This window comes from Cohaesibacter haloalkalitolerans (assembly GCF_003574655.1).
Lineage (GTDB): Bacteria > Pseudomonadota > Alphaproteobacteria > Rhizobiales > Cohaesibacteraceae > Cohaesibacter > Cohaesibacter haloalkalitolerans.
Window position 1 is genome coordinate 863,247 of sequence record NZ_QNUM01000001.1, and the last position, 25,058, is coordinate 888,304.

Genomic DNA, 25,058 nt, shown 5'->3' on the forward strand with positions numbered 1-25,058 from the left:
TCTTAATTAAATTTGACCGATACAGCCGAGCTTCCATTGGCCGCTGCGTTCGGGCGAAGTTCTCCTTCTTCTCAAGATTTGGTAGGTGTAATGGGATTGTCATCCATATCTTCCAAGAACAAAATAGGAATCTTCCAGAGTCAGCGATTCGGCCATGATTCGTTCCAGACTCGTTCTAATTCTTAATCTGGCAACGATCCGGTGTCTTCACTCGGTAACCACGGCTTGATCCGGCCCGGAGCGCTAGACCGTTGCGCTATGTCACGATTTGCTGCAAAGATGAAAACCGGGCTGATGGTGCAATGGCTTTGCTGTTGCACTGCCGCCTTCGGACGCTTATCTGACGTCCATATGAACTGGCAGCGGTCTTCCCGCAGCCACGATGACAACGACTGAGCCGATGCCCGGTGCACTTGGCTCAGAGATAGGCTAATGCCAGGCCCATGAGTAAAAAACACGATAGCGACTCCCCTTTTGCTTCGCTGGCCGAATTCGGGCAATCCCTGAAACAAGAGCGTGACAGGCAGGCCAGGGTGGAAAAGGAGAACCGCGCCCTAGCAGAGAAGCGGGCACGATTGGCCGACCCCGACGGGGGCTTCTCGGGCGTTGAGGCCGAACTCATGCGCCACGCGAGGTCTCAGGAAAAAGGCGACGGCAAGGACACGACCTCCCGATCGGGGGGTGGCGGTGCGGATGGTGTCGATCTGCGCCAGATGGTCAGAAAGGCCAGAAGCGCAGAAACAAAACCTGCTGCGACCAGATCCGAGAACATCACGGCGCGCCAGCCGAGCACCGCCCCACAGCCCGTTCCTGCCGCAACGCTGCTGCAGGCGAGGGCCGGGCAGAGCAATCTGGACGTCAGGGCGCCGGGATGGGCCGATGATTTTGCCGGCAAGGCATCCGGGGGATCGAACCTTGGGCGCGTCACGGCGATTCTGGGGCCGACCAACACCGGCAAGACCTATATGGCCATCGAACGGATGGTTGCCCATTCCTCCGGCATCATAGGGCTTCCCTTGCGCCTTCTGGCGCGGGAAGTCTATGGCAAGCTGGTTGCCAAGGTCGGTCGCGAGGCGGTTGCCCTGCACACCGGTGAAGAGCGAATCGTGCCCGATGGAGCCCGCTACCACGTTTGCACCGTGGAGGCGATGCCGTCTGAGGCCGATGTGGCCTTCGTTGCCATCGACGAGATCCAGCTGGCAGCCGATTTCGAGCGCGGGCATGTATTCACCGACCGGCTGTTGCATTTGCGTGGTCGCGAAGAGACGCTGTTGCTTGGTGCTGCGACCATGAAGCCGATGATCGAGCTTCTGCTGCCCGGTGCGACGATCATTTCCCGCCCAAGGCTGTCGCAGCTCTGCTACATCGGGCAGAAGAAACTGTCGCGCCTGCCGCGGCGTTCGGCTGTGGTGACCTTTTCCGTCAATGATGTCTATGCCATCGCAGAACTGGTTCGGCGTCAGCGCGGTGGGGCGGCTGTTGTCATGGGAAGCCTCAGTCCGCGCACCCGCAATGCTCAGGTGGAGCTTTTCCAGAATGGCGATGTGGATCATCTCATCGCCACGGATGCCATCGGCATGGGGCTCAATCTCGATCTGGATCATGTTGCCTTTGCTGCCGAAAAGAAATTCGACGGCTTCCAGCATCGCCGCCTGACTGCGCCGGAACTGGCGCAGATTGCCGGTCGCGCAGGGCGGCATACCCGTGACGGCACCTTCGGGGTGACCGGTCGGGTGGCGCCTTTCGAGGATGATCTGGTCGAACAGCTGGAGATGCATGTTTTCCAGCCAGTGAAAATGTTGCAATGGCGCAGCCGGATCCTTGATTTCACCAGCTATGGCGATCTCATTGCCTCGCTGGAAGTGGCCCCGACGATCCCCGGCCTTACCCGCTCGCTGCCTGCCAGTGACCTGCAGGCGCTGGAGCTTCTCCACAAGAACAGGGACATTCGTCGGCGTATTCACGAGCCCGAGCAGCTCAAGCTGCTGTGGGATGTGTGTCAGGTGCCGGACTATCGCAAGATCGCTCCGACCAACCATGCCGAACTGATCGGAATGCTGTTTCAGCAGCTGGAAGACCGAGGCACTTTGTCTCAGGACTGGCTTGCTGCACAGATTTCATATGCGGATAGAATAGATGGCGATATTGACACACTCGCCAATAGAATTGCACATATCCGCACTTGGACCTTTGTTGCCAATAAAAAGGGGTGGCTAGATGATCCCATTTTGTGGCAAGAGAAGACCAGAGCCGTGGAGGACCGTCTGTCCGACGCCCTGCACGAGCGACTTACCAAGCGCTTCCTGGATAGGCGCACTAGTGTATTGATGAAACGTCTGAGAGAAAAAGCAATGCTCGAAGCGGAAATTACTCCTGCCGGTGACGTGCTGGTGGAAGGCCAGCATGTTGGTCAATTGCATGGATTTCGCTTTGCGCCCGATATGAGTGCCGAAGGCAACGATGCCAAAGCCATTCATGCCGCTGCGCAGAAGGTCCTGTCTGTTGAATTCGAAAACAGATCGGAAAAAATAGCCGGAGCGGCCAATGATCAGTTCTTGCTGTCTGGAGACGGCATGCTGCGTTGGCAGGGAGCCCCGATCGCCAAACTCGTGGCCGGTGATACGGTTCTGAAACCGAGGTTGATGATTCTGGCGGACGAAGGACTGAGCGGCGTCGCGCTTGAGAATGTCCAGTCGCGCATCAACCTGTGGCTGAACAATCATGTCACGCTGCTGCTGCAGCCTCTCGTCGAGCTGTCTGGAACCGGGGAACTGGAAGGAATTGCCAAAGGCTTGGCGTTCCAACTCGTTGAAAACCTTGGTATTCTTGACCGCCGTGCGGTTTCGGAAGACGTTCGGTCTCTCGATCAGGATGCGCGTGCATCGCTGCGCAAGTTCGGGGTTCGCTTTGGTGCCTATCACATCTATATCCCGGCTCTTCTGAAGCCGGCTCCCAGCACTCTGCTGGTGATGATGTGGGCCCTGCACAACGGCGGCATCGAGCAGGAGGGGGTCGTCGAAGTGCCATCCCTGTCTGCTTCCGGGCGGACATCCATCCCGGTGAACGAAGAGATCTCTCCTTCGCTCTACAAGACCGTGGGCTTTGGCGTCTATGGCAAGCGGGCGGTTCGCATCGATATTCTTGAGCGTCTGGCAGACCTCATCCGTCCGCTGCTCAGCTGGCGGCCGACCGAAGAGGCCCCCGAGGCACCGGAAGGTGTGCTGGATCGTGGCTTCACCGTCACGGTGGCGATGACCTCGCTTCTGGGCTGCGCAGGCGAAGACTTCTCGACCATCCTGAAGTCTCTTGGATATCGCGTCGAGCGTCGTAAGGTTGAGGCTGAAGCCGACGCTGCAGACGCTTCCAAGGAAGCTGCAGAGGGTGAAGCTGTTACTGAGTCACCTGCCGAATCTGCTTCTGCCGAGGTTGAAACAGTCGTCGAGGAGGGTGCCGAAAGCAGTTCTCCACAGGATAGTACACCTGTCTCCGAGGCGGATACCGACGCTTCCGCAGCGACCGAAGAGGCTGCCGAGGAAGAAAAATGGATCGAGATCTGGCGTCCTGCCGGTCGTGGCGATCGTCGTCCGAACCGTAATGGTGCCCGTCAGAAGTCCGGTCAGCGATTCGGTGCCCGTGATGGTCAGAAAGACGGCCAGAAGGATGCTCAGAAGGACGGCCAGAAAGACGGCCAGAGAGAGTTTCGTGGCAAGGGCGGCAAACGTGGTGGTCCACGTACAGACGGTGGTTTCAAGGGTGGCAACCGCTCCGGCAGCAACGAGAAGGGACGCGGCAAACCGCGTGACCAGGCTCCTCGCAAGCCAGAGAAGGTTGCTGATCCGGATTCGCCATTCGCAGCGCTCGCTGCCCTCAAGGCCAATCTGGACAAGAACAAATAGCCTGATTCTGCTCTGGCAGAATGATGGTCAATCATCGGCACGCCGCAAGGTCGCATAGGGAAGCGGCTTTCCGGCGTGCCTTTCTATTTGGTGATGGATGAGTGAAGAAAACACCAAACTGCGCATAGACAAATGGCTCTGGTTTGCCCGTGTCGCCAAGACGAGAAGTCTGGCGGCCAAGCTGGTGGTTGCTGGTAATGTGCGGGTCAACAAGGAAAAGGCTTCCGCGGCCAGCCGGTCCGTCAAGCCCGGTGACGTGCTGACCATTGCCAAGGACAACCATGTCCGAATTCTCGAGATTGTCGCGCTCGGGACGCGCCGTGGGCCAGCCCCTGAGGCGCAACTGCTCTACAAGGACCTGACGCCGCCGCCGGAGAAGACCGACGAGCCGGTGCAAGTCGGCATCATTCACGAAGCGCACAAGGGGCGCCCGACCAAGAAGGACCGCCGCCAGTTGATGCGCCTGAAGCAGGACCCGCTCGACGAGCTGTGACTTTTCGGGGGATCCTCTGGCTGATGCTGGTGGTCTTTGGGTTGTTTCGCGAAATGTGGACTTGTGAATGCATGTTTCATTTGCAAAAGTGGAATGTGATTTGAGGCATTTCCTTTTGCCCGTCAGACGAATTTGATTGGCTGGCCGGTGCGATCCGTTTGCGTGAGCAGGGGCGCTGTCTGTCACCTTTTGGAGCGGTTATCGCTTGAACGCCCGGAGCAAAAGCGATAGCTAGAACATAACTCGAATGGGCGTGGGTGTGCACATCGCAGATGGTTCGTGTCGGGCAGACCGAAGGGTCGAGCGTCGGCGGAAGGGCCAGAGCGGAAAAGCGCTCCATTGCCAAAATAGATCAATAGTGCGCGTGCAGAGAGTTTGCTGCACTGTGAGCGGAGTTTGTTATGACCTATATCGTGACCGATAATTGCGTCAAATGCAAATATACGGATTGTGTGGAGGTTTGTCCCGTCGACTGCTTCTACGAAGGGGAGAATTTCCTGGTGATCAATCCGGATGAATGCATCGACTGCGGTGTGTGCGAACCGGAATGCCCGGCGGAAGCCATCAAGCCTGACACCGAGCCGGGGCTTGAAGAGTGGCTGGAGATCAACGCCAAATTCTGTGAAGTGTGGCCGAACATCACTGTTCAGAAGGAGCCCATGGAAGACGCAAAGAAATGGGACGGCGTTGAAAACAAACTGCAATATCTGTCCGAAAAGCCCGGCACCGGGGATTAAGAATGGGTGTTATGCAATTTTAGTATAATGAAGCCGGGCGCTATTCATCTTGCGACCGGCTTTTTCTTTGTATGCTGAATGCATCTTTTGCAGCGGAAAATCGGCTGAAATCCGGGCGTTTCAATGGGGGGATGGCTATGTCTGGAAAAAAGAAGGGAGCATGATTGTCATTTGATCACAATCAAAGTTTGGAAAATGTGCAAAAATATGATATTCTCCCTCAATCAGCTGATAAAGGAAGGTAAGCACGCTCCTACTTCAGGAGTTTTTTTATGCGTATTTCGAGCAAGATGCAATGTGAAAGTACGCAATCCACATACGTGTGCCTATCCCAATCTGATGTAAAAGGGACCCGGGAAAGGCCTGCTTGAGTTACGGGCAGGTGCTATGCCGGTTTTACCTTAATGGATGCCGACAAGGAGGAACGTCCTCTCTTGTTTTGGAAAAGCGGGCGGGCAGTGTGTCCGCCTGTCAATGATGTGACGCGGGAGTTTCAAGCGTATGGCCATCAAAAAAGCCACCCAACGTCAGGGCTTTAAAATCAACGAATTCATTGTCTACCCGGCCCATGGAGTCGGCCAAATTGTCAATATCGAGGAACAGGAAGTTGCAGGCCTTGCCCTCGAGCTGTTTGTCATCAATTTTGAGCAGGACAAGATGACCCTGCGTGTTCCGACGGGTAAGATCACTTCTGTAGGCATGCGCAAGCTGTCGGAAGAAGAGACCGTTGAGAAAGCGTTGACGACGGTTACAGGGCGCGCCCGTATCAAGCGCACCATGTGGAGTCGCCGCGCACAGGAATATGAAGCGAAGATCAACTCCGGTGATCTTCAGTCCATCGCCGAGGTCGTCCGTGATCTGTATCGCTCCGACACCCAGCCAGAACAGTCATATTCCGAACGCCAGCTTTACGAAGCTGCGATCGACCGGATGGCACGGGAAGTGGCGGCAATTCGCAAGCTGTCCACCACGGAAGCCGTTCATCTGATCGAAAAGAATCTCTCCAAGAGCCCGCGCCGCGGTGCAAGCAAGAGCGAGCAGGAAGTCGCTGCCTGATGGCTTGTATCTGACGACATCCCACGGGACTGTTGGTTTCATGAAAATCCCGGAAGTGGCCGCCACTTCCGGGATTTTTTATGTTTGCTTGCGGGGTGTCTCTTGCCGGCCAGGGTGAGGCTCAGTTGGACGTCGTGACCAGCTTGATCTTCTGGCCGCGTCTCAGGTTTTCCCCCTGCTTGACGTCATTGAGAATCCGGAACAGGGCAACCTGATCATCGGTCCCGGCCATCCGGGCGGCCATTTTCTCGACGGTATCGCCATAGCCAGCGGTGACAATGCTGATTCTGAGGGGCTTGAAGGCCTGTGCCTGTTCGTAGGTCATGGTCTGGAAGCTGTTCACCGTCTCGGCAATGGCGCTTTCAAATTCGGCATTCGGCTCGGTCGTTGCAAAAACGAAGCGATAGGTTGCCGCACCGACGCGAATGAGGGCGACGCGGAAGGTCCAGCCCTTGGCTTCGGCGGCGGCAAGCACGGCCGGGTGGCCGTTGATCGTCTGCTCCCGGATCGAGCCGGTAATGAGCCCGCTCACCCAGCCCGAGGTCAGGTATTTTGTCAGTGGCACATCGGGGCTGACGTTGACGCCGTCAAACCGCATGGCCGAGCCGTCCGGGGCAACCGCCAGAACGGCCTTGGATGTGTTTTCCAGTCGATAGCCCTGGGGAGGGCTGAAGCGGATTCTGAGGTTCGGGTGAATATAGGAATGGCCGCGCACGAAGCCTTCGTCCGGCGCATCTCCGAAGAGGATGCCGTCGATGGCATCAAGATAGTCTTCCCGTTCTCTGGTGCCGATGTCCGGCCCACCATAGCGCCTGGCGGCAAAGACCGCCGACTTGATCCGTTCGGGCGTAGTTGGATGGCTCGACAGGAAGCTCGCCTTGTTGCCATCTTCCGCTCTGCCGGTCAGATATTGCGCATAAAGGCCCATGGTTTCCAGAAATCGGCTGGCGGCAAAGGGGTCTAGGCCAGCCAGATAGGAGGTCTCGATACCAATCTTGTCCGCTTCCAGTTCCTGAACTTGACTGAAGCTGGCCAGCGTCACGAGGTTGCGCGCCTTGACGGTTGCCCCTTTTGAAGGCTCGCTCACCATGTTGTCCATGACCTTGTTCACCAGCTCGGAATTCTGGCGTGCCGCCGCCCGGGCAAGGGCGTGGCGCGAGGTGACATGAGCCATTTCGTGCGCCAGAACGGCGGCCAGCTCGGCCTTGTCATTGGCAAGGGCAATGAGCCCGCGTGTGACGTAGAGATAGCCGCCCGGCAGCGCAAAGGCATTGACGGTGGGAGAGTTGAGGATCGTCACCCGGTAGGGGCGGCTCGGTTCGCTGGAGGCGGCCACGAGGCGCCCGACCAGCTTGGAGACCATCTGCTCAAGCTGGCGGTTCTCATAGGTGCCGCCATAGGCCTTGACGATCTTGGGATGTTCCTTTGCTCCGATTTCACGCTCGACGCTATCGGTGGGGGACAGACCCGCAGGCGCGATGCCGGAAATGGTCGGCTCTTCTGATCCGATCATCAGGCTTTTGCAGCCAGCAAGAAACATGAAGGAGAGGCATACGGCTCCCGCAATCTTCAGCTTGCTGTGGCGTTTTCTGCTCACTCTGTCGTCCTCGTGAAAGCTTGGGATGCCTGCCAATATCGCATCCCCATCTTCAAAATCGATAAAGCCAGATGCGGCCTTGTCCGCAACCTGTCGTGCATTTCGTTACTCTTGTCGGGGCACGGGTCCGGACAGCGCGTTTTCTGTCCTATCCTGCAATTGAAGCGCGTTTGTGACGCGAATCAACGGCCCCCCACGGAGTTCCACCCAGCCCCGAACATATATGGGCTTGTTGCGCAAATCATCCAGAATTTTGCCACCATCTTCCCAGCTTTTCAGGTCTGCCTTTGAAAGGGAAACCGTGAAGTCCTTGTTCCAGTGCTCGCCAAAATTCAGATAGCTCGTGCCATCGACCCTTCTGTGAACCGAGAGCACGGTTCCGGAGACAATCTGGTATGTCGACACAATGGCAGAAAGGTGGAGGCTGTTGACATTTTTCACCGTATATTCGGGCAGTTTCCACAAGCCCAGTTGCTTTTCCCGGGCTTGCTGTTCCTGTTCGAGCAGATGTCTGGCGCAGGCCTCATCAAGGCCATCGAGGGAGACCCGGGCCAGCCCCTGCTGGATTAGCAGGTCCTGAAGCAAAGAGGGGGCTTTTCCGCTGCCATTGGTCACAAATGCGGCCCGGCGACCGTAGCGGTCAACCTTCTGGGATGAGGGGGAGAGGGCAGAAACCGGTTGGTCTTCAAGGAAGTGCTTGATCGCCCGTTCCTTCTTCTTGCGCAGATCGGGGCCTGGCAGATGGTCTGCAATAAGCCCCAGAAGGGTAAAGGCACCGGCCTTGTCGCCATCGATACTCATGGGGGGAGCATAGTGGGCTGTCGACGGCAAGGGGATCGACTTTTCTGGTGGCTGACTTTCCCGGATGCAGCCTGACGTGACCGCCAGATCTTTCGACGCCTCCTGCATCTGTTCCGACACCTGTCCTGATCCCGGCCCTGATCCCAGTCCTGATCCTTGGGCCAGTCCGGCGGAGAGCAGCAGCCAGACAAGGCCGAACGGCAGCTTGTAATGCATGCGTCATTTCCTTTTGGGCCATTTCCTCTTGTGAAGAAACGGATTTGGCAAGAGGCAACGCAGAATTGCCTTCAAGGCTGGTTGATCTGGGTTTGCCGAAATGATACAGAGCGGTAGCATTTCCAAAATGCCGAGCTTGGCTTGTCCCTCAATGCCGGATTTATAGCAAATTTGTCATGGTGAGATAAGTCACCCAGCAGCGGTTGGTTCCATTTCTTCGCGATAAGAACGACACGCTGTGCAATCGGCAGGAATATGGCCCCGTAGCTCAGCAGGATAGAGCAACCGCCTCCTAAGCGGTAGGTCGTGCGTTCGAATCGCGCCGGGGTCACCATTTCCCGCCCTCCTTCAAAACCGGTTTGTCTGAAGCCTGCTTGAACTTCAGCTCAGTGATTTCCGCTGTATCCCGTGAGGTGGCTGGTCGGTTCTGCGCAAAATATGCGCTTGATTTCCTTGAACCTTCTGTTTTATGCGTTGAGGAACGGGGTGTCCTTTAGGGCTGTTCAAGGAAAATGTGCAGCATTTTCTCTTTCAGGGGTCTCGTTTATTCTTGATACTGGCGTTTCTGTCAGCGCATCAATTTGTACATTTTGGGTTGATTTAAGTGGTTTTGCTATGAAAGCAGGAACTTGATGAGTGATTTGCGTTTGGGTGATCGGCTGTTTGGCTGGGTCGTGATTGCCGTGATTGTGTTGCAGGTTCTGTATGAGTGGACCGGCATGAAGTGGGTTCTGCTGCCGCTGACAGTCTGTCTCGTTCCGATGATTATCATGATGGCGATGACGGCGAAGCGGGGTGGCAAAATCTTCCTGCTGGTCAGCCTTGGTCTCACTGTGGCGTTGGTCTTCGTCAATGACAACTGGCAGGATGCCCTCTGGGAAGCCGTTGCCAAGACCGGGTTCCTTGCGTCCTTCTTCAGTGCACTGGCGGCCTTGCGTGAAGCGGCGGCCTCTTCTCAGGCGATGAGCAAGGCGGGGCGCTTTCTGGCAGCCCAACCTCCCGGGAGGCGCTATATTTCGCTGTCATTCGGGACCCAGATCTATGCGCTTCTCCTCAACTTCGGCTCGATCCAGTTGCTTGGCACGCTGGCGCTGGCCAGCACCAAGGACGAGCCGGATGAAGAGGTCCGGCAGATCCGCAGCCGACGCATGTTGCTCGCCATCCAGCGCGGCTTCATCTCCGCTCTGCCCTGGTCGCCAATGTCCTTTTCGACGGCGATGGCCGTTGCAACCATTCCCGGTATCACATGGCTTGAGATCGCCTTGCCCGGTTTGGTCACTGCGGCCATCCTGTTGGGCACTGGCTGGGCGCTCGATACCATTTTCAAACCAAAGCTGGCTCGAACGGGCCCGCGGCCGACGCGACAGAAATCGGACCTCCACTGGTCTGTGCTGTTGCCGCTTGCCGTGCTGTTGATCGTCATCCTGCTGCCGGTGCTGGCGCTGGAAATGCTGCTTGGCATTCGGATTGTTGGCATCGTGCTGGTGGTCGTGCCGCTCCTGTCCATCGGTTGGCTCTATATCCAGTTGCGAGACGCACGCGTCGTTGGCGGACGGATACTCAATTATGTGCACAATGAGCTGCCGGCTTTCCGCTCTGATCTGCTGCTGTTGATGAGTGCCGGTTATATCGGGGGCATCGGGTCGTCGGTGCTGGTGCCGCTGATGGCAAGCGCCGGGATCGACCTTACCGTGTTGCCTGCCTGGGTGTTGCTGATTGCCCTGTTGTGGATCATGCCGGTGTTGGGGCAGCTGGGTGGCAATCCGATTCTCACCCTGTCGCTGGTTGCGCCGCTGTTGCCCGATGCATCGCTGTTCGGCCTGTCGCCCTCGGCCTTCGCCGTGGCCATGCTGGGGGGCTGGGCGCTCACGGGGCTGACGTCGCCCTTTACGGCCACCAACATCCTGATTGGCCGGTTTGGTGGCATCCCCACCGTTGATGTCGGGCGGGTCTGGAACCGATCCTATTTCCTCATTGCGGTAACGCTGCTGGCGGTATGGATCCTTGTCTATGCCTTCCTGATTGCCTGAGCCTGTTATGCTGCGTGAGCTGCTGTCACCCGTGCCCGAAATGCAAAGCCACGCCGATGATGGTCGGCGTGGCTTTCTTTTCATGTTACAGCAGGCCGATGCCCGCTGTGCTTTCCTGCCGTCCTATTCAGCCGGTTCTGCCGTCTTGGAGGTGTCCGCTGTTGGGCGTACCAGAACCAGGAAGGCGATCAGCGACACTGCTGCGATGATTACGCCAACAATGTTGGAGATGTTGGCGGGCAGGTTGAAGCCGATCTGGGCCTGCAGGATGAAGGCTGCATCGACTGCGGTCATGAAGGTCGCCGGAATGGTTGCGATCCAGTGCAGTTTGCCTTTCTGGGCCAGCCAGATGGCGGCGCTCCAGAGAACCAGCATGGAGAGCATCTGGTTCGACCAGCCGAAATAACGCCAGATGATGTTGAAGTCGACGAGGCTGATGACGAAAGCCACTGCGAACAGCGGCAGTGCGATCATCAGGCGGCGGGCGATCTTGGTCTGATCCAGCTTGAAGGTTTCTGCCAGAATGAGGCGGGTCGAACGGAAGGCCGTGTCACCGCTGGTGATTGGCAGAACGACAACGCCGAGAATGGCAAGGAAGCCGCCAAATGCACCAAGCAGAGTGGTGGATACTTCGTTGACTACGGCTGCCGGAGAACCGGAGGCGATAACAGCCTGCATGGCTTCGGGGCTCTGATAGAAGGTCATGCCTGCGGTTGCCCAGATCAAGCCGATGACGCCTTCTGCAATCATGGCACCGTAGAAGACCAGACGACCGTTCTTCTCGTTACGCATGCAGCGGGCCATCAGCGGCGACTGAGTCGAATGGAAGCCACTCAGCGCACCACAGCTCAGGGTGATGAAGAGTAGCGGGAACAGTGGCAGATCCTTCGGGTGGACGTTGGTGGTCAGGTCCCGGTTCGGCAGGAATTCATAGCCATGATAGATCAGGCCAAAGACGATGCCGATGGTCATGAACAGTAGCAGGGCGCCGAAAATCGGATAGAGCCGGCCAATGATCTTGTCGATCGGCAGGATGGTGGCTGCGAAATAATAGACAAAGATGATGCCGATCAGCAGCTGCATGTTGATGCCGGTGATATTGCGCAACAGGGCTGCCGGGCCGGAAATGAAGACCACGCCAACCAGCACAAGCAAAATCACGGAAAAGACGCGCATGGTCTGGCGGGCGAAGGAGCCCATTTCGTCGCCGACGACTTCCGGAATGGATTTGCCGCCGCTACGCACCGAGAGCATGCCAGAGAAATAGTCATGAACGCCGCCAGCCAGAATGCTACCGGCCACGATCCAGAGAAGGGCCTGCGGGCCATAGAGAGCGCCAAGGATCGGGCCGAAGATCGGGCCCAAACCGGCGATGTCGAGCAACTGGATGAAGAAGACTTTCCAGGTAGGCATGTTGATGTAATCAACGCCGTCTTCCTTGTCCCAGCAAGGTGTTTTCTTTTCGGAATTGGCTCCGAAGACCTTTTCGACAAAGGCTCCGTAGGTGAAATAGCCGAGCACCAGCAGCGCAAGGCAAAGCAAGAAATATAACATACCGTTCCTCCTTAACCGGGACAGTTCAGTGTTTCCCCAGCTCGGGAGCCTAGTTAATAATGTCTGAAGGGCCAACGGAATGCGACTGGGAGAGCGCTTTGGGGCTGCGAAATGCATTGGCGCCCGGTTGAACTGCATGGCGGTGATCGGCGAAATGCCGAATCACGATGCCCAAATGCATCAGCAGAAGGCCTGGCGCCTGTTCCGCAGCTCTCGAGGATTTGTCGGGCGAGTGGCAGGCCGGATCAGGAGGCCTTTGGCAGCAATTCCTGCCGGTTCGGAATCGAGAAACTGATGTGGGTGCCCTTGTTCCGGGTCGTCGAAATATGCATGGCGTGTTCAGGGCCATAGATATGTTCGAGGCGAAGATTGGAATTGCGCAGGCCGATGCCTTCCGTGTGCGATTCGATCTGACGCTTTTCGAGCAGGGAGACAAGGATATTGTCGGGAATGCCGACGCCGTCATCATAGACCGCTACATTGAGCTGGTTCTGGTCGCGCTGGATCTTCAGGCCGACGATACCCGCGCCCGGCCGTTCCTTGAGCCCGTGCTTGACGGCATTTTCCACCAGTGGCTGGATGATGAGCGAGGGGATGGGCCAGTCCTCGCAGCCTTCCTCGATATCGAGCCTGACCTGAATGCGTTCGCCGAATCGCGCCTTCTCGATGGCCAGATAGGAATTGATCTGGTCCAGCTCGTCCGACAGGCGGATGAAGCCGCGGCTGGAATCAAGATTTTTGCGCATATAGAGGGAGAGGTCGAGAATCAGGTCTCGCGCCCTGTCCGGCGCCGTCCGGCAGAAGGAGGCGATGGTGTTAAGTGAGTTGAACAGGAAATGGGGGTTGATCTGGGCCTGCAGGTGGCGGATTTCCGCGTGCGCGAGCAGACGGTCCTTGACCTGAATGTCTTGCAATTCAAGCTGGATGGAGAAAAGATCCGTCAGCCCCTTGGCAAGCTCGAACAGCACCGAATTCAGCTCGTGATTGGCTGACCCGTAAAATTTCAGCGTGCCGACAATCGCGTCATTCTTCTTGAGCGGCACGATGATGGCCGAGGTGAACGGGCAATGCGGGTCGCTGCAGCCGATCAGCCGTGGCTCCTTAAGGAAGATGGCTTCACCGGTCTTGATGACCCGGAAGGTGGCCTTGGTGACGAAGGGGGCGCCGGGCAGGTGGTGGTCGGCACCTTCTCCAGCATGGCCGATGACCGTTGATGCATTGGTCACGGAAACGGCGGCTACCGGCAGCTTTTCCAGAATGATCTGCGCCATGGCCTGGGCGCTGTCCCTGTTCAGCCCGGAGCGCAGATGGGCCACGGTGCTGTTGGCGATCTCGAAGATCTTCTGGGTATGGTCGGAGGCCTTGCGCTCGCGCAGACCCTTGATCGTGTTGAGAATATGGATGAACAACACGGTACCGAGCGAGTTGCCGATGAGCATTGGCACCATGATGACGCGGACAAGTGCGAGCGCATCATCGAACGGACGGGATAGCAACAGCACCATGCCCATGTGCATGGTTTCGCCGATGATGGTGAGGAAAAAGGCGACGCTCCAGTCCATGGCGCGTTCCTTGAGCCGGGGTTGCAGCCACCCGGCCAGAAGGCCTTCGGTGATGGTGGCGAGCGCACAGGCCAGCGCCGAGAAGCCCCATGGGTCGATGAGGAAGCGATGCCCGCCTGCGATGAGACCGGCCCCCAACCCGACGACCGGCCCGCCGAACAGACCGGCGGTGATGACGGCCATGGCGCGAAGGTTGGCGAAGGAGTTGAAGATCTCGTTGCCGCCATAGGTGCCGAGGATGCCCAGCAGGCCAAAGAAGATGATCAGCGCCAGTCGATTGAAAATGCTGTTCTGCCGAAAATTGATTTCCTGCACTGGCGATAGCGTCAGCAGTACAAAGGCCCCTGCAACCAGCAGGGCGACCTGTTTGAGCAAAAAGGCCATCAAGGCAATAATCGACATTTGACTTCAACTCCCCCTCAAAGTCATGCCATGCAGCAGGTGCAGATCTGCCGGTTCCTCCAACGCTCAGAGACCAAGGCGCAGCTTGAAATCCTTGACGCGCGACCGGCTCACTGTCAGCTCGCTTTTCTTGTTGTCATTCATCGTCAGGCTGTATTTGCCATTGAACCACGGACTGAATTCCGAAATCGCATCGAGATTGACCAGCGTCGAGCGGTGAGCCCGGAAAAAGCCCGTTCCGGCCAGATGCTCCTCCATCCTGTCCATGCTGGATATGCCATAGACCGGCATGGTCGCGTCGAACGAATGGGCAAAGATACGATTGTCATCACAGTCGCAATAGATGATGTCGTCCGGATCCATCAGCCGGATGCGGCCATTGATGATCACGGAAATCTTGGTATGGATGGGGCCGGTCTTGTGGCTAAGCTCGGTCTTTTTGGCGACTTCGCTCAACAGGGTTTCCAGTCTGCTTTTCAGCGGATCCCTAGTTTCGGCCAGCGTCTTGCGCACCCGGTCCAGCGTTGTGGCCAGCCGCCCGGCCGAGGCGGGCTTGAGAATATAGTCCATGGCGCTGGCTTCGAACGCCTCGACTGCATAGGAATCATAGGCAGTCACAAAAACGAAAATAGGCGGATCGTCACTACGGGTGACCAGACTTCGGATGACGTCAAAGCCATTCTGACCGACCATCTGGATGTCGAGAAAGACAAGATCCGGCTCATGGGCAAGGCAGAGGTCAATGGCCTGTTGGGCCGTCTCGGCCTGGGCGATGATGTCAATGTCGCGCTGACTGGACAGCAGATAGCTCAGCTCGTCCCGCGCGGGCTTCTCATCATCTACGATCAAACATCTGATTTGCATGCTGAAACGAGGTAAACCCCAGCTCCCGATCACTCTTTTGCGCCATGATTGTCACGCCATTGCCTAACAGGATTTCCCACCGCTTACCTAGATCTAGATCAGCTTACGGCAAAAGAATACATCTCTAAGGAATTACGTAGTAGTTTTTATCTATAGAGACGGTTGTGGTTTGTGGCAATGGTTATCGGGGATTGCCTGGGCGTTACTTGGGGCGTCGCGCCGGGATCGGCAACGGGCAACACCGGAGAGGCCGGAACACTGAGCGTCGGATCGGCGTGCTGACACGTCGGTCGCCGCAACAGGGGTCAGTGCACCACGAAGAGCTTGACGCCGTTGAGCTCGAGCTGCATGCGGATGTCGGCTGGCGGCTGGGCGTCGGTGAACAGGGCCGTGATATTCTTGATATGGCCCATCTCGACGGTGGCGGTGGTGGTGAATTTGGTGGAATCCGCCGCGATGAACGTTTTGCGGGCTGTCTTCATCATGCTCTGCACCATGATGACTTCGTTGAACTCATAGTCCAGCAGAGTGCCGTCGCTGTCGATGGAGCCGCAACTGGTGATCAGGAAATCAACCCGGAAGTGGTTGATGAATTCGAGTGCGGTCGAGCCGAGAATGCCGCCGTTGGTGCTGCGCAGCTTGCCGCAGGGGACCATCACGTTGAAGTCGGGGTTCTGATAGAGCACGCTGGCAACCCGCAGGCTGTTGGTGATGATCTGCAATCCACGCTTCTGCAAAAGATGCTTGGCGATGGTTTCTGTTGTCGTGCCGATGGAAATGAAGATCGAGCTGTTATCGGGGATCTGGGCAGCAATGGCTTCGCCGATCGCTTCCTTCTCCTCTGTCTCGGAATTCTGGCGGACCGCATAGTCGAGGTTGATCACGCTCGAGCTGCGCGCCGCGCCGCCGTGGTGCCGGATGAGCAGTTTCTGGTCGCTCAGCTTCTTGATGTCGCGGCGGATGGTCTGGGCCGAAACATCGAGCAGTTCGGTCAGCTCCTCGACACTGATGTAGCCCCGCTCGTTGACTTCTTTGAGAAGCCTGTCCTGGCGAGGGTTTCCGACGATGACTGCTTCCGGCATGAGGCTTCTTTCTCGTTTCCAACTGGCGAACCGTGGCTTGCGGGCAAGGCCGGGTCGCGTGATTTTCTTCAACTGTTGTTGGCGAGAAAGGCTGTTACGGTGTCCAGATCCGGAATGCCTTCTCGTCCTCCCATCTTTGTGCATTTCAGCGCGGCGACAGCGCTGGCAAACCGGACGGTTGCCCCGGTGTCCATGCCCTTGGCCAGTGCGTAGGCAAAGGCTCCGTGAAACACATCCCCGGCGCCGGTGGTGTCCAGCACCTCGACCCTGAAACCGGGTGCGTGTTGCAACTGGCCATCTTCGAGCCAATAGCAGCCCTCGGCGCCAGCTGTCACGTAGACTTTACCATCGGTTCTGGTCTGGGCAATGCGTAATCCACTCAAAAGGTCATCTGTATGTGAGAATTTCGCCAAACCGGGTTCGGAAAACGCCACATGGTCGGCCAGGGCGACGAGATCACTGATATCCTGCGGGGTGATGTCAGCATCCAGAACGCTCGGGGTTCCGAGTTTTTGGGCCTCTCTGAGGGCGTAGGCTGCACCCTCATGCCAGCGGACATCGCAGAGCACAGTCTCAAATAGTGAGAAGTCCACAGTTTCCAGCCAGTCGGCCGAGCGGCTGAGGGTTGAATCCTGATAGTTGATGATCATCCGTTCGCCGGCGTCGTCCACCAGAATGGCCGAAAAGGAGGAAGTGGCCTTGTCTATGATGCGGGTGAACTCATGCCCGACGCCATAGTGGTCGAATTCACGCATTATGGCGCCGGCAACATCGTCGCTTCCCACCCGACCGATGAATTCCACCGGAAGACCGAGCCTGCTCACGGCCACAGCCGCCGTGGCTGCCGGTCCACCTCCGATTTCGAAATAGTCCTTGGCCACAAATTTCCCGCCGTGGCTGGGCAACGTTTCAACGCGGAAGACACGGTCCAGAACGGTGATGCCGACACATGCAACAGTCATTTTGCTTCCCTTGATTGGTGCTCGATTTGAGCGTCTTACATCTGATTTTGCCGATTTGGCCCCAAAATATCACCAGAAACGATCAAAAAACAACTTAATTGTGTTGAATTTTGTCTCTTTTTGCTGCAAATGTTGATTTACGATCAAATTCGCTCAAGCAAAAGGGTCCAAAATGACGACTGTCGGTTTTATCGGTCTGGGGCAGATGGGCGCCGCAATGGCTGCCAATCTGATCAAAGGGGGCAATCAGCTCAAGGTTTTTGACATCAACAAGGATGCGGTAGGCAAGCTGGCAGCGCAAGGGGCCATCGCCTGTTCGTCTGCGGCCGAGGCCGGAACAGAGGTCGCGTTTGTCATAACGATGCTGCCCAACGGTGCGCTAGTGCGCGACGTGTTGCTTGGAGAGGGTGGGGTTGTCTCTGCTCTGTCCAAGGATACGCTGGTGATCGACATGTCGACCATCCATCCGCTGGAAACCGATGCCCTGATCCGGGACCTCGGGGCCAAGGGCATCGAGATGATGGAAGCGCCGGTCGGGCGCACGTCTGACCATGCGGTGGCCGGTACGCTGCTGATTCTGGCTGGTGGCACCAAGGCGCAGATCGCGCGGGCGCAGCCGCTGTTCGATCTGATGGGCTCGGAAACCGTCGATGCCGGCGGGCCCGGTAAGGGGATCCGCGTCAAGATCATCAACAACTACATGAGCATTGCACTCAATGCCTTGTCCGCCGAGGCGATTGCCCTGTCGGAGAAGATCGGACTCGAGTTCGATACGGCAATGTCGGTGATGAGCGGCACGCCCGCCGGCAAGGGGCATTTCACGACCACCTGGCCCAACAAGGTGCTGGCCGGGAATCTGTCACCCGCCTTCATGATCGATCTGGCGCACAAGGATCTGGGCATTGCGCTCGATCTGGCCAATCAGGTCGGCGTTCCCATGCCGATGGGAGCTGCATCGCGCGAACTTTACAACATCAGCCGTGTCGCAGGACGCGGTCGTCAGGACTGGACGGCAGTTCTGGAACAGCTACGTGTCCTGTCTGGCCTTGAGACCAAGGCCAAATAGTCGGGCACGGGAGGAAGAAAATGGAAAAGATCATTGAAGCCTATGGTGAGGTTGACGGTAAACGGGTTGATCTCATCACGCTCAAAAACGCGCAAGGGATGACCCTTCGGGTCACCAATTATGGCTGCATCGTCACCAGCCTTGAAGTGCCGGACCGGGAGGGCAATCTGGCCGACGTCGTGCTGGGGTATGAATCGCTTGAGCGCTATCTGGCTGGCCATCCGTTTTTTGGAGCCGTTGCCGGTCGCTTTGCCAACCGCATCAAGGACGGGCGGTTTGCCATTGGTTCTCACCGTTATCAGCTGGAAACCAACGAAGCCCCGACCGGCCAGCATCTGCACGGCGGTGCACGCGGTTTTGACAAATATGTCTGGGGCTATGATATCGAGGAAAGCAAGGGCGCAATACTTGTGCATTTCCACCGGGTCTCGCCGGATGGCGAATCGGGTTATCCGGGCACGATGCAAGTTACCCATACGATCGGCCTCAGCGAAGCCAATACCCTTTGCTATGACTTCACCGCCACCAGTGATCTGCCGACCATCGTCAATCTGGTCAACCACAGCTATTACAATCTGGCCGGCCATGACAGCGGCAGTGTTGCCGATCATGAACTGACGCTGTTCTCCGATTTCTACACGCCGGTCTCCGAAACCATGATTCCGACCGGCGAAATCCTGTCTGTCGCTGGAACCGGGCTCGACTTCCGCAGTCCGACGGTGATTGGCGACAACATGAAGGCCATCGATGGTGGTGGGATCGACAACAACTTCATCCTCAACGGCAAGCAGAAGGATGGCGACTACAAGCTCGCAGCAGACCTGTATGACCCGAAATCGGGCCGTTACATGAAGGTGCTGACCACCCAGCCTGCCATCCAGTTCTACAATGCCTTCAAGCTTTCCAACCGGGAATGGTACGGTCGCAACGGCTGCAAATATGAAGCCTTTGGCGGGCTCTGCCTTGAAACACAGGGCTTCCCGGATGCGCCGAACCGGCCGCACTTTCCCAGCGCGGTGCTCAATCCCGGTGAGGTCTATCACCACCGCACCATTCATCGGTTCGGTACACGCTAGGCCGGTTGTCCCCCAAGAGGCCAGAGCGTTCCTATCATGAGGAGCTCTGGCTGTCTTTTGGCAGGTATCTCTCATGATCATGGAAATCATCATTGTCTCGGCGATCATCGCGCTTGGCAGTTTTACCCAAGGGTTGACCGGGTTCGGTCTGGCGCTGGTCAGCGTGCCCCTTCTTTCGATGGCGGTCGATGTCAAGGCGGCGGTTCCCATCGCCGGCATCTTCGGCTGGCTGGTGACCTTTCCGCTGGTCTGGAAAATGCGCCACCATGTGCAGTGGAAAAGCGGTCTGATCCTGTTTGCGGGGTCGTTGCCGGGGTCCTTTCTTGGAGCGGACCTGCTCAAGCGGTTGCCGGGTGAGGCGATCCTGATCACGATGGGCATCGTGCTCATTTGCTCCAGCCTCTATTCCCTTTTCTCGCGTTCGCCGCTGTTCAAGAAGACCTCTCCGCCGATCACCCTGGGCACCGGTTTCTTTTCCGGAGCGCTTGGGGCGAGCGTGGGAGAGCCCGGACCGCCGGTCATCGCCTATACCTCGATGCAGCCATGGAGCGCCGACGAGGTCAAGTCGACCCTGGTGTTCTTCTTCATGCTGCAGATGGTGGGTGCGATTGCCGGTTTCTGGAGCAAGGGGCTGCTGGACGCCTATGTGTTCGAGCGGGTGCTTTACGCCTTTCCGGCCTTCCTTGTCGGCATGAGCCTTGGCATGTTCGCCTATCACCTGCTGCACAAATACAAGATCAACTATCACGGTATCATCCATACGCTGCTTTTGATCATCGGGGCGATGCTTGTGGTGAAAAATTTCCATCTGCTGTAGGGTTTCTGTAGAAATTTGTGAAGTAATGTTGTTTTTCGCCCATAAAAACGCTCAAACACTTTCGAAAACGCTCAAATTGGGGTATCGTGTGCTTATAGAAACACGATTTATGACATTGGCAGTGCAGAGGACTTTGTCGGCTGTCGCGGTGCGCTTCTCTCTGGCGCGCAAGAAGAGGTAACAGAATGGCCTATATTTCCGGTACAAAACTGATCGAACGCGCATGGAAAGACGGATATGCGATTGGGGCTTTCAGTGTTCACAATGCTGAAACGACGCGTGCTATTCTGAACGCGGCAGAAGAGGAACAGGCTCCGATCATGGTGATGATCGGGCAGAAGGTGATCAACACAATGGGGCTGGATGAGATGAAGGCGATTGTCGATGCCTTCATGGTTCATCACAAAGCGCCGGTGGCGATCCATCTCGATCACAGCCGCCAGTTTCCGCAAACGATGGCTGCTGCGAAAATCGGCTTCCACTCGCTGATGTTCGATGGCTCGGGTCTCGACTTCGATGAGAACTGTCGCATCACGAAAACCGTCGCTGAAGTTGCCCATGCTCTCGGGATCGGTTGTGAAGGGGAAATCGGCAAGATTGGCGGCGTGGAAGACGACATCGCGGTCGACGAGGCTGACGCCATGATCACCACCGTGGCCGAGGCGCAGGAATTCGTCAACCGGACCGGCCTTGACTATCTGGCCATTTCCATCGGGACCGCCCATGGCATGTACAAGGCAGAGCCGAAGCTGGCGTTCGACCGGATTGGCGAGATCAAGGAAATCGTGCAGAAGCCGCTGGTCATGCATGGTGGCTCCGGCGTGCCGGACGAACAGGTCGAGCGGGCCATCAAGCTCGGGATTGCCAAGGTCAATGTCGACACCGAATTGCGTCAGGCCTTCACCTATGGCGCCCAGGCCTACTGGAAGGAAAAGCCGGAAGATTTCGTGCTGGCCGACTCTCTTGGCGCTGCCGAGGTTGCCATGAAGGAAAAGGTCAGGGAAAAGATCCGCCTGTTCGGCTCCAGCGGCAAGGCTGCCGATTTTTAAAGTCCGTTCCTCTCAAGCAAGTGTCCTCCCTGACGAGTAGGATCGAACCTGCCCTGACCTTCCCCGGTCAGGGCATTTTTTGTTGCGCATGCTAGCTGCGGCTGCCGACCGGTGGGCGCAGTGAGGTGATGATGCCACAGATCGCCATGATCATGGCGCTGAGGGCAAACAGCACAAAGGAGAGTGTCCACGAGGCGGTCCACTGGTGCAGGCTGCCAACCACCGTCGGGCTGATGGAGGCAACGACATAGCCGAGCCCTTGTACAAAGGTCGACATTTTGCGTCCTTCATCCAGCGTCGCTGCGCGCGACATCACCAGATCGAAGATCACCACATAGCCACCGCCGCTGCCAAAGCCGCCGAAGACTGCCCAGACGGGCCACAGGGATGGTGCCAGATAGGTGCCCACGGCCATGATAAACCAGGCAATGGTCACGGCAAGGAACAGCGCCATGTGAGAGCCCTTGAAGCGACTGGCCATCCAGGGAATGCCAAAGCAGCCCGTAAGTCCCATGATCTGGAACATCGATTCGGCAAAGCCTGCCGTGTTGGCGCTCGCACCGATGGTGCTGGTCAGATAGACCGGCAACCATGCTGTCAGGCCATAGAACATGAAGGTGTGGGTGCCAAAGGCGGCAGCCATCAGCCATGCCGAAGGTCGACGAAACAGGGAGCGCTGGCCAACTGCCTCTGCTGGCTGGCCGCGGGCTTCCGATGGTGCCGATACGCCGGATGCTTCCGGAGCCTTTGTCTCCTGTTGCGGAGACATGCGGCCGCTGATGGTCCAGAGCACGATGCCAAGCAGAGCCATAATGGCCCAAATTCCGAGCCCGAAGTGCCATCCGAACAGGCTGGCAAGCGGCGCCGTAAAGGCCGAGGTCAACATCGAGCCGACACTCATCGCCGAAACAAGGATGCCTGTCATCAGGGTGCGGATCTGATTGAAATCTCTTGCGACAACCATCAAAGCAACGATGTTTCCGAAAGTCATCGAAACACCCAGAATGACGGTGCCAGCCATGACCAGCGCAATGTCGCCGAAGGAACGCAGCAAGGTGCCGAGCAGAACGCCCCACAGGGTGATGGCGATCGTCTGTTCGATGGTGACGCGCGCCTGAACAAGAGAGACAAGCGGCGTTGCAAGGCCGAAGCACAGCACCGGTATGCTGCTCAGAAGACCCGCGACGCTCTGGCTGATGCCGAGGTCCCGTTGCATCTGTGCGATGACTGGTGGCAGGGAGGTGATCGGTCCGCGCATGTTCAGCGCCAGCGCGAAGAAGGCAAGGAAAAGGACGATCCTGCGACTGTTCAGGCTGCCATCCGGCGATTGAAAAAACGCGAGGAGCGCGGGCTTTCGAGTGGAAGCCTGGTCTTGTCTTGGCATTTGAGGCATTGGCAAATCGTCATTACCTGGGCCGAGCCGTTTGAGGCGGGTCGGATTGTGAAGGCAGGAAGCGGGAAAGTGACTTGCTGAGATGGGGAATGCTTGGGCCAGGAAAGCAAGATCATGCGTACGAGGGGGCACGATGTCACAAAGTGGTGGATTGGGCAACGCTCATCTTGGGCCGCACACACTTGATGGTAGCGGCCGCTTGCCAACGTTCGGCGGAACGGCTCGCACTTTTCGCAAGTCGATCCCCTTTTGTGGCTCTTCACCGACCGCCCGGCCGGCACACTCGATCTGACGCAGGATTGCCACCGTCAGATCGCGGGAATGGCGCTGGGAAATTTTGTTGTTGGGGTAGCTGTTCAGCTGCGTTCCAGCTTTTGCATGCCGTCGTCCAATGCGGGGCTTGCTGGCTTTTCCTCATCCCGGCGGGCGTAATGCTGGGCGATGACGGAACAGGCGATGAGCTGCATCTGGTGGAACAGCATGATCGGAAGAACAATGGCCCCGACCGCTGCTGGCGAAAAGATCGCGCTGGCCATGGGAACGCCACTGGCCAGACTTTTCTTCGAACCGCAAAAGATGATCGTTATCTCGTCCTCGCGCGAGAAGCCCAGAAGGCGGCTCCCCTGCATGGTCATGAAGAGAACAAAAGCCAGAATGACGCCGTTGACGAGGGCGACCAGCAGGATGTCTGCGAGTGAGAAGTCATGCCAGATGCCGTTGATCACCGCAGCGCTGAAGGCCGAATAGACCACCATCAGGATCGAGCCCCGATCCACCGGATTGAGCATCTTCTTGCGTGCCCGCATCCAGTCGCCAATCCAGGGCTGGCATAGCTGACCGAGCACGAAGGGAAGGAACAGCTGCAACAGGATCTTCCAGACGGCAGAAAAGTCGAAGCCGGCCTTGCCCGACACCGAGAGCAAAACGCCGACCAGCAGAGGCGTGAGGATCACACCGACAATGTTGGACAGTGAAGCGGCACAGATCGCGCCGGGCACGTTGCCGCGGGCGATCGAGGTGAAGGCGATGGAAGACTGCACCGTGGACGGCAGCAGGCAGACATACATAATGCCAAGAATGAGGTCGTGGGGAAGCAGCGGCGTCAACAAATGCCCGACGACGATGCCGATCAACGGAAACAGCACAAAGGTGCTGACAAAGATGACCAACTGCAAGCGCCAGTGCAGAATGCCCGCCAGAACCGTCGACCACGACAGGCGAGCACCATGCATGAAGAACAACAGTGCAATCGCCAGATTGGTGGCGATGCCGAACCAGTGGGCAAAGGCGCCGTGTGCGGGCAGGAGAGAGGCGAGCAGAACGGTGCAGACCAGCGCGATGGTAAAGGGCTCAAGACGAATTCGGGACATGGGAGAGGATACTCTGATTACTGTTGTTGCCTCCCTTGTGCATCAGCACGAATCGAAATACAATCTATAACAGTTATCACAAAACTGGATAAGCATGCTCGACCTTGCACAAGTCAAAAGTTTTCTCGCGGTCTTCGAAAGTGGCAGCTTCAGCCGGGCGGCGGCACATCTCGGGATCGGTCAGTCAACGGTCAGCCAACATGTCAGGCGATTGGAAACCTATTTGCAGAATCGCCTGTTCGAACGGGACACGCACACCGTTGCGCTGACGCCCGCAGGCGAGCAGCTGTTGCCCGAAGCCCGACGGATGATTGAGATCGCCGAACGGGTGGAAGGCAATTTCCTGTCCGCCCGTTTGCGCGGGCGCATCCGTTTCGGGCTGTCGGAAGATCTGGTTTCGGGTACCTTGCCGCGCATTCTGGAGAGCTTCTCGCGGGAGCACCCGCTGGTTGATCTGGAGTTGACGGTTGCCCTCTCGGAGACCCTGTTCGCCCAGCAGAAACTGGGCGACGTCGATCTGGTGCTGGCCAAGCGCAGGCTGGGGCAGACGCACGGACGCTGTATCGCACGGCAGGAGCTGGTTTGGCTGGCCCGCAACCCTTTGGAACTTGCCCGCAAGCGGCCTCTTCCTCTGGTGGCCTTTCCGCCCCCCAGCCTGACGCGGTCGCTGGCTCTGGAGGCGCTTGATGGCAGCAGCACACCCTGGCGGATCAGCTGCACCTGCAGTTCCCTGAGTGGTTTGACGGCGGCTGCCCGGGCCGGTCTGGGCCTGTTCGTGCAACCCCGAAGCCTCCGTCCGGAAGGCCTTGAGGAGGTGCCGAAGGGACTTTTGCCGGAGCTTGAAATGGTTGAGTTCATCCTTGTCAAGCGCAAGGGAGCCGATGAAGCGGTGTCGCAGGCGCTGAGCGAGGTGATCCTGCGTCAGGCGGCGCTGCAGCTATAGAAAAGTTGGAGCCACCCGGAGGAAACGGAACCTCCCGAGCGGCCAAGATTCATCATCGGGCAACCATGCCAGCCTATCTGGCCGTCATGGTC

Annotated in this window: 19 protein-coding genes and 1 tRNA gene; 11 read left to right on the top strand and 9 right to left on the bottom strand. The window is 57.5% G+C overall.

Going from position 1 to position 25,058, the window contains the following annotated elements; all coding sequences use genetic code 11:
* Positions 1 to 443: 443 nt before the first annotated feature.
* The 4 genes from DSL70_RS03730 (at position 444) to DSL70_RS03745 (ending at position 6,182) form a co-directional block, all read left to right on the top strand.
* Positions 444 to 3,896, top strand: a complete 3,453-nt coding sequence (locus DSL70_RS03730) for a helicase-related protein (RefSeq protein WP_342635279.1) — start codon at positions 444 to 446, stop codon at positions 3,894 to 3,896.
* Between the two features lie 97 nt (positions 3,897 to 3,993).
* Positions 3,994 to 4,389 (top strand): RNA-binding S4 domain-containing protein, encoded by a 396-nt coding sequence (locus tag DSL70_RS03735; RefSeq protein WP_119306510.1) that lies wholly within the window; start codon positions 3,994 to 3,996, stop codon positions 4,387 to 4,389.
* Positions 4,390 to 4,790: 401 nt separating this feature from the next.
* The gene (fdxA, locus tag DSL70_RS03740; protein ID WP_119306511.1) at positions 4,791 to 5,126 is read left to right on the top strand and encodes a ferredoxin FdxA; all 336 of its coding nucleotides are present in this window, start codon (positions 4,791 to 4,793) and stop codon (positions 5,124 to 5,126) included.
* A gap of 501 nt (positions 5,127 to 5,627) precedes the next feature.
* Positions 5,628 to 6,182: a CarD family transcriptional regulator gene (locus DSL70_RS03745; protein ID WP_119306512.1), complete on the top strand. Its 555-nt coding sequence runs from the start codon at positions 5,628 to 5,630 to the stop codon at positions 6,180 to 6,182.
* Positions 6,183 to 6,303: 121 nt separating this feature from the next.
* Here DSL70_RS03745 and DSL70_RS03750 read toward each other — a convergent pair whose 3' ends face one another.
* The gene (locus tag DSL70_RS03750; RefSeq protein WP_162916322.1) at positions 6,304 to 7,779 is read right to left on the bottom strand and encodes a M48 family metalloprotease; all 1,476 of its coding nucleotides are present in this window, start codon (positions 7,777 to 7,779) and stop codon (positions 6,304 to 6,306) included.
* A gap of 105 nt (positions 7,780 to 7,884) precedes the next feature.
* Entirely contained in the window at positions 7,885 to 8,796 is a 912-nt protein-coding gene (locus DSL70_RS03755; RefSeq protein WP_119306514.1) for a thermonuclease family protein, read from the bottom strand.
* 257 nt (positions 8,797 to 9,053) lie between these two features.
* Between DSL70_RS03755 and DSL70_RS03760 the strand changes: the two genes are divergently transcribed.
* Together DSL70_RS03760 and DSL70_RS03765 are read left to right on the top strand one after the other, a co-directional pair.
* Positions 9,054 to 9,130: transfer RNA gene (locus DSL70_RS03760), tRNA-Arg, on the top strand.
* Positions 9,131 to 9,428: 298 nt separating this feature from the next.
* Positions 9,429 to 10,826: a hypothetical protein gene (locus DSL70_RS03765; RefSeq protein ID WP_119306515.1), complete on the top strand. Its 1,398-nt coding sequence runs from the start codon at positions 9,429 to 9,431 to the stop codon at positions 10,824 to 10,826.
* Positions 10,827 to 10,949: 123 nt separating this feature from the next.
* Here DSL70_RS03765 and DSL70_RS03770 read toward each other — a convergent pair whose 3' ends face one another.
* The 5 genes from DSL70_RS03770 to DSL70_RS03790 form a co-directional block, all read right to left on the bottom strand.
* The gene (locus DSL70_RS03770; RefSeq protein WP_119306516.1) at positions 10,950 to 12,380 is read right to left on the bottom strand and encodes a carbon starvation CstA family protein; all 1,431 of its coding nucleotides are present in this window, start codon (positions 12,378 to 12,380) and stop codon (positions 10,950 to 10,952) included.
* A gap of 245 nt (positions 12,381 to 12,625) precedes the next feature.
* Complete coding sequence (locus DSL70_RS03775; RefSeq protein WP_119306517.1) at positions 12,626 to 14,344, bottom strand: LytS/YhcK type 5TM receptor domain-containing protein; 1,719 nt, start codon at positions 14,342 to 14,344, stop codon at positions 12,626 to 12,628.
* Positions 14,345 to 14,410: 66 nt separating this feature from the next.
* Positions 14,411 to 15,193 (bottom strand): LytR/AlgR family response regulator transcription factor, encoded by a 783-nt coding sequence (locus DSL70_RS03780; protein WP_162916323.1) that lies wholly within the window; start codon positions 15,191 to 15,193, stop codon positions 14,411 to 14,413.
* Between the two features lie 320 nt (positions 15,194 to 15,513).
* Positions 15,514 to 16,290, bottom strand: coding sequence for a DeoR/GlpR family DNA-binding transcription regulator (locus DSL70_RS03785; protein ID WP_119306519.1), 777 nt, complete (start codon positions 16,288 to 16,290; stop codon positions 15,514 to 15,516).
* 68 nt (positions 16,291 to 16,358) lie between these two features.
* Complete coding sequence (locus tag DSL70_RS03790; protein WP_119306520.1) at positions 16,359 to 17,252, bottom strand: sugar kinase; 894 nt, start codon at positions 17,250 to 17,252, stop codon at positions 16,359 to 16,361.
* 172 nt (positions 17,253 to 17,424) lie between these two features.
* Here DSL70_RS03790 and yihU point away from each other — a divergent pair, with 172 nt between their 5' ends.
* From yihU to DSL70_RS03810, 4 genes are all read left to right on the top strand, one after another.
* Positions 17,425 to 18,318 carry a sulfolactaldehyde 3-reductase gene (yihU, locus tag DSL70_RS03795; RefSeq protein WP_119306521.1) on the top strand — a complete coding sequence of 298 codons (894 nt, stop codon included), beginning with the start codon at positions 17,425 to 17,427 and terminating at the stop codon, positions 18,316 to 18,318.
* A gap of 20 nt (positions 18,319 to 18,338) precedes the next feature.
* The gene (locus DSL70_RS03800; protein ID WP_119306522.1) at positions 18,339 to 19,394 is read left to right on the top strand and encodes an aldose epimerase family protein; all 1,056 of its coding nucleotides are present in this window, start codon (positions 18,339 to 18,341) and stop codon (positions 19,392 to 19,394) included.
* 73 nt (positions 19,395 to 19,467) lie between these two features.
* The gene (locus DSL70_RS03805; protein ID WP_119306523.1) at positions 19,468 to 20,211 is read left to right on the top strand and encodes a sulfite exporter TauE/SafE family protein; all 744 of its coding nucleotides are present in this window, start codon (positions 19,468 to 19,470) and stop codon (positions 20,209 to 20,211) included.
* A 185-nt stretch (positions 20,212 to 20,396) separates the two neighbouring features.
* Positions 20,397 to 21,260, top strand: coding sequence for a class II fructose-bisphosphate aldolase (locus DSL70_RS03810; RefSeq protein ID WP_119306524.1), 864 nt, complete (start codon positions 20,397 to 20,399; stop codon positions 21,258 to 21,260).
* A 91-nt stretch (positions 21,261 to 21,351) separates the two neighbouring features.
* On the opposite strand, the gene DSL70_RS03815 is transcribed toward DSL70_RS03810, so the two are convergent.
* The gene (locus DSL70_RS03815) at positions 21,352 to 22,653 is read right to left on the bottom strand and encodes an MFS transporter (RefSeq protein ID WP_119306525.1); all 1,302 of its coding nucleotides are present in this window, start codon (positions 22,651 to 22,653) and stop codon (positions 21,352 to 21,354) included.
* Between the two features lie 356 nt (positions 22,654 to 23,009).
* A complete protein-coding gene (locus DSL70_RS03820; RefSeq protein ID WP_119306526.1) occupies positions 23,010 to 24,023 on the bottom strand; it encodes a bile acid:sodium symporter family protein in 1,014 nt (337 codons plus the stop codon).
* A 94-nt stretch (positions 24,024 to 24,117) separates the two neighbouring features.
* On the opposite strand from DSL70_RS03820, the gene DSL70_RS03825 reads away from it, so the two are divergent.
* The gene (locus tag DSL70_RS03825; RefSeq protein WP_119306527.1) at positions 24,118 to 24,966 is read left to right on the top strand and encodes a LysR family transcriptional regulator; all 849 of its coding nucleotides are present in this window, start codon (positions 24,118 to 24,120) and stop codon (positions 24,964 to 24,966) included.
* Positions 24,967 to 25,058 lie beyond the last annotated feature (92 nt).